Below are 6,067 nucleotides of genomic sequence, written 5' to 3'. Positions count from 1 at the left end.
TTATCAAACACCTTTGGAAGTATTCATGAAGTATATTACAGATGACCAATTTCTAATTTAAATTGACATTCCGGGTCCGAAAAAGTCACAAGTGGATATTGTCCAGGCAGTTGGACGAATTATGCGGTACTTTGATGGAAAGGAATATGGATATATCATTCTTCCAATAGTTGTTCCTATCGGTGAAGATCCTAAAGATGCATTAGATAATAATAAGGAATACAAACAGGTATGGCAGGTCCTTAATGCATTGCGATCAACTGATGAGCGTTTTGAAGCGGAGATTAATAATCTTGACCTTAATAAGCGCAAGGGCAGTAAACATCTTGACGTTATTGGGGTCGATTCGCGCCCTGACGATGATGTAACAGAGGATAAGGGTAAAGAAATAGAGCAAAATCAGGAACCTAGACAACTTGAGCTGGAATTACCGGTTAATTGGAAGGAAATGCAAAATGCATTTTATGGTAAAATCGTGCAAAAAGTTGGCGACCGTCGTTATCTTGAAGATTGGTCTAAAGATGTTGCTGATATTGCCAAAATGTATATTCGTCGAATTAACGATTTGATCGAGAGTAATGATGGTGCTAAAGCCGCATTTGAACGCTTCCTAACTAGTTTGTATCACAATATAAACGATTCTATTGATAGAGATGAAGCAGTTGAGATGTTATCTCAACATTTAATTACCGAACCAGTATTTGATGCGCTATTTGGAGACTATAGCTTCGTACAAAATAACGTAGTATCCAGATCATTAAATGACGTAATATCTGCATTTAAAGTCTTTGGATTTGCTAAGGAACAAGAAAAGTTGAAACCATTCTACGAGTCTGTCAAATTGCGGGCTTCCGGGATCGATAATGCAGAAGGCAAACAGAAACTCATCGTTACGTTATATCAGCATTTCTTTAAAAATGCTTTTCCAAGAGTCGCAGAACAAATGGGAATAGTATTTACCCCCGTGGAAGTAGTTGACTTTATTATTCGTTCTGTTGACGAATCACTTAAAAAGTATTTTGGAAAGCAACTATCCGATAAAGGCGTTCATATTCTTGATCCATTTACAGGTACTGGAACTTTCATAACAAGGACTCTTCAATATTTAAAGCATCAAATGAATAATGGAGAAATAACCTTTGACGATGTTTTACGTAAGTACCTACATGAGATTCACGCAAACGAAATCCTCCTACTTAGCTATTATATAGCGGCTATTAATATTGAAGCTGTCTTTGATGAAGTTAATGGACCTGATAGAGGATATCAACCGTTTGAAGGGATTGTGCTGACTGATACATTTGAAAGCACTGAACGGAAAGATTCTTTTATGGACGAACTACTAGGCCAGAATAATGAACGGTTAAAGAAACAACAAGATCAGCCAATTACCGCTATTATTAGCAATCCGCCATATTCAGTGGGACAAGGTAATGCTAATGACAATAACCAAAACGTGCATTATCCGCAACTAGAAAAACGGATTGAACAAACTTATGTTGAGAATAGTAAATCTTCCTTAAGCAAAAGCTCTTACGATAGTTATATCAAGGCATTTCGTTGGGCTAGTGACCGTATAGGGGATAAAGGTGTAATTGGTTTTGTAACTAATGGCAGCTATTTAGATAGCAATAGTACTGATGGATTACGGAACTCTTTATATCACGAATTTAATCACCTATATATATTTAATTTACGTGGTAATCAAAGAACCCAAGGAGAAAAGTCACGTAAAGAAGGTGGAAAGATTTTTGGGTCTGGTAGTAGAGCTCCTATTGCGATTAGTATCCTTATTAAGGATGGAACTGGTGAGCATGAAATTTTCTATCGTGATATTGGCGACTACCTTTCGCGTCAACAGAAATTAAATTCAATTCAAAAGAACAAATCAATTAGCAATATGAAATGGGATCAAATTATCCCTGACAAAAATAATGATTGGTTAAATCAACGTGATCCCCATTATCAAACATATGTGTCAATTGTAGGTGAAAATAAATCACCATTTCTGAGTAATGCAGTAGGTATTAGTACCAATCGCGATATTTGGGTGTCCGGATTCTCCAAGCAAAAGGTTTTGGAAAACTCGAAGCGACTCATTAATAACTACAATACAGAAGTTGCTAAAAATGGCGGACAAGGGAAAAAGTCTACTATGCGCGATGCTCAGAAAATCAAATGGACAAGAAGCATGGATAATCAATTTAAAAAGGGTATCAGCTTTATATATGATGCTCAGAAAATACGACAAGAAATGTACCGCCCATTTGTTAAAAAATGGCTTATGTATGATCGTAATATTGTGGAAAGCCCGGGACAATACTATAAGTATTGGGGTCAGAATAATCGAGCTATTGTTACTACAGGGCGAAGTACTAATAAGCCATTTGCTGCTTTAGTTACAAGTTTTGTACCTGACGTTCAGATGATGATGAATGGACAAAGCTTTATGCGTTTTAATCATTCAAACAGTAATGAATTACTACCTGATTCTGACAATGTTAATATCAATTTTGCAAATAAATTAGGACTAAACGCTGACGATGCATTTGCTTATGTTTATGCTTTATTGAATTTGCCTGATTATCAACAACGTTATGCTAATGATTTACGCAAGGATCTAGCTAGAATACCAATTGTAAAGGATGTCAGCAAGTACGTAACGATTGGTAAACAGCTAATAAAATTACATCTTAATTACGAACAGGTACCAACTTACAGTGATGTTGATATTCAATATCACGGGGAACCTGATTACCGAGTAACTAAGATGAAATTTGCGAAGAGACGGAATAATGATGGCAAGCTAGAGAACGATCGTTCAACAATTATCTTTAATGACACCATTACAATCTCAAATATTCCTTCAAAAGCTTATCAATATATTGTTAATGGTCGTTCTGCTATTGAGTGGATTATGGATCAATATCGAATTAAAAATGATAGTAAGTCAGGTATTAATGATAATCCTAATGATTATAGTGACGATCCTAAGTATATTTTTAACCTATTGCTACGAATTATTAATGTTTCTGTACAGACTATGGATTTAATCAATCAATTACCTGAGCTGCAAATTGTCGAATAGTGCAAGTAAGCTAAGTCTTGTAATTCTAGAGATAGGTATGAGGTTTGGTTTGTAAGGCACACAATAAGTATTAAAGAGTTAAAAATAAGGCAGGTACTACACTTTTTGTGATTAAGTAGTACCTGCCTTATTTCTACTTCTTATTAATGTTTAGTAGCCCTAAAACGTTTTTTGAAACTTGTTCAGCCTGCTCCTTGTCCATATCATTTAAAGCTTGCCAAAGCTTCTTTTGATAGTATCCCATTTCTGCTTCATCAGTTGAGCCATTTACCAAACTATCCATACTTGTTTTAAGTACCTCCGCTATGTGTGATAGCGTCTTAGCACTGACATTATTAGCCGTTCCAACTTCAAGCCTTGAAATGTAATTAATTGATAATCCTGTTTGATTGGAAAGTTGTTCTTGCGTAATGCCAAGCTCATGACGCCTGGCTCTGATGTTAGCTCCTAGATTATTCATTTTGAAGCCTCATTTCTTCGTTTATCTCTAGGATATTGAAGAAATAATAATAAAATAAGAAACTAAACTGATTGTTTGCATCAACCTGTGTGCATATATGAGTATAGATGTAAAAATAATGTAACTATAATTACATGTAGTGATATAATGTAACCTGTATAAGTTATTTGAACTAAAAAAGCCTTCAAAAACGAAGGCGAGGGGAGAGTAAATGATGAAAGAACACAAAAAACTCTACAAGTCTGGTAAGACTTGGATGGTAGCCACTTTGTTGACTGTAGGGCTTGCAGGTGGAGCTGCTGTAACAGGAACTACTAATGTTCACGCTGATGAAGTAACGCCTGCCCAAGCCACTGGAACTATCCAAGCTGGCAACCAAGCAACTGATCCAGAACTTGCTAACGCTCAATCAGATGCCCAAAAGCAACAATCAACTATTGACAGTTCTAATGCTCAATTAAAGGACCAACAAAACCAATTGAGTGAAGCACAAGGTCAACAAAGTTCTGCTCAACAAGAACTTGATCAAGCAAAGCAAGCACAACAAGCTGCTACGCAAAATGATCCAGCAGTTAAGGATGCTCAAGGAGCCGTTGACCAAGCACAACAACAAGTTAATAACCAACAACAAGTTGTTAATGACGCACAAACTGTTGTCAATAATGACGCACAAAACGTACAACAAAAGTCAGACGCAGTAAATCAAGCTAGTCAAGCTGTTGACCAAGCCAAGCAAACAGTAGACCAAGCTAGTCAAGCAGTTGACCAAGCAAAGCAAGCTGTTGTAGACGCTACTAACCAATCTGCTAGTCAAAAGACTGAAGAAGCTCAAAACACTATTAATAACCTTGAAAATCAAGGTAAGAACCAAGCTAGTCAAGACCTTAACAATCAAATTAACAACGTTAGTGGTCAAGTAACAGACGCACAAAACGATGTTAACAACACTAATGCTAAGATTGGCGACTTGCAAGGTCAAGTAAAGGATTTGCAGAATCAAGAAACAAATACTCAAACTGATCCTAACGTCAAGACTGTTCCTAATGGTGTAATTGACTATAGTAAGTCATTGCTTGAAAATGTAGCACGGAATAACCTTTGGGCACCTGCTGACATGAACGCTAATACTAACGGCAATGTTGTTGAACAGAACATCTATGTAAGCCCAGATAATGACAAGGGTAACATGAGTGGTGCAAATCGTAACCATGATGCAGATGTTTCATCATCAGCATATGACCCTTACTACACTACCGACTTTGATGGTGTTCATGGTCAAATGACTGACGCACAAAAGCAAGAACTAGCTATCTTACTTTTGAACGAAATTAACCATGCTCGTGAGCAACGTGGACTTAAGCCATTTGTTATGACTGAACAAAAGTATCAACAAGCTCAAGTTCGTGCTAGTCAACACAGTGCTGAAGTTCTTGATCACAATGATAACGACATCATGACTGCCTTTGGTCAAGATCAATACGAAAACTTGGCTTACATTCCAGTTGATGGTGGTGGAAATATGTTAGCATTATTCAACAATGCTGGTTCTACCTTAAGTTCCATGCTTAACGCAGACGCAAGTTCAGATTGGGGACACCGTGAAAACTTCCTTGAAGACACTGGTACATTATCAGCTAACGCTGCCTTTGGTATGCACCTCACAGACGATGGTCAATACTACGTATTAACCTTTGACTATGACTTGAGCAACCCAGACAGTACGCCAAACATGATGGATCGCATTGCCCAATACCAAGCAATGGGACCAATCACAGGTGATGCACATACTGTTGATAACAGTGCTAAGATTAACGACTTGAACAACCAAATCAGTAACCTTCAAAACACTTTAGCTAGTCAACAATCCAAGCTCCAAAACTTGCAAACTCAACTTCAAAACTTGCAAGCACAAAAGGCTAATGTTCAATTTGACTTGAGCCAGTTAAACGCTGACCAACAAGCTGAATATAACAATGCAAAGAACACCTTGGACACTATCAATGACTGGAAGAACGGTCAATTAGCTAACATCAACAAGGATGGGCATGTTCAAGACGCTTTGAACAAGTTCAACCAAGCAAACACTAACCTAACTGCTGAACAAAGTAAATTAGCTAAAGCTAACCAAGCCTTGAAGAATGCTAAAGATATGCAAACTCAAGCTGATACTAACTTGCAACAAGCTAAGGATGGTTTAGCACAATTGAACCAAGTATTAGCTACTAAGCAGGCTGCATTGCAAACGGCTAAGGACAATGCTAATGCAAGTGCTAACCAAGAAGTTAAGGATGCCCAAGCTAAGTTAGACGCTATCAAGAGTCATATTAACGACTTGCAAAACGCTATTGCTACTACTAAGGCAACCATTAGCAACGCTCAAGCTCAACTTGATAAGGATAATCAAAAGATTGCTGACTTGAACAAGGCAAATTCTCAACCTACTACACCAGTAACTCCAACTACACCAGCTAAGCCTAGTGAAGGCAACAAGGATACTGATACACCAGTAACTCCAACTA

At 37.4% G+C, this 6,067-nt stretch carries 2 protein-coding genes and 1 pseudogene; 2 read left to right on the top strand and 1 reads right to left on the bottom strand.

All coding sequences use genetic code 11. The features are described 5' to 3' along the window. Positions 1-61: 61 nt before the first annotated feature. Positions 62-3,088 (top strand): annotated as a pseudogene (locus QOS01_RS10115) (type ISP restriction/modification enzyme); the annotation flags it as partial. 133 nt (positions 3,089-3,221) lie between these two features. On the opposite strand, the gene QOS01_RS10110 reads toward QOS01_RS10115, so the two are convergent. Further along, a complete protein-coding gene (locus tag QOS01_RS10110; protein ID WP_283622238.1) occupies positions 3,222-3,548 on the bottom strand; it encodes a helix-turn-helix domain-containing protein in 327 nt (108 codons plus the stop codon). 214 nt (positions 3,549-3,762) lie between these two features. Between QOS01_RS10110 and QOS01_RS10105 the strand changes: the two genes are divergently transcribed. Next, positions 3,763-6,067: SEC10/PgrA surface exclusion domain-containing protein (locus QOS01_RS10105; protein WP_283622237.1), on the top strand; the 2,305-nt coding region annotated here is incomplete at its 3' end.

It is taken from the genome of Limosilactobacillus avium (assembly GCF_947381485.1).
Lineage (GTDB): Bacteria > Bacillota > Bacilli > Lactobacillales > Lactobacillaceae > Limosilactobacillus > Limosilactobacillus avium.
Note: the sequence above shows the minus strand (reverse complement) of the source record. Positions and strands in the feature narration are given on the sequence as shown.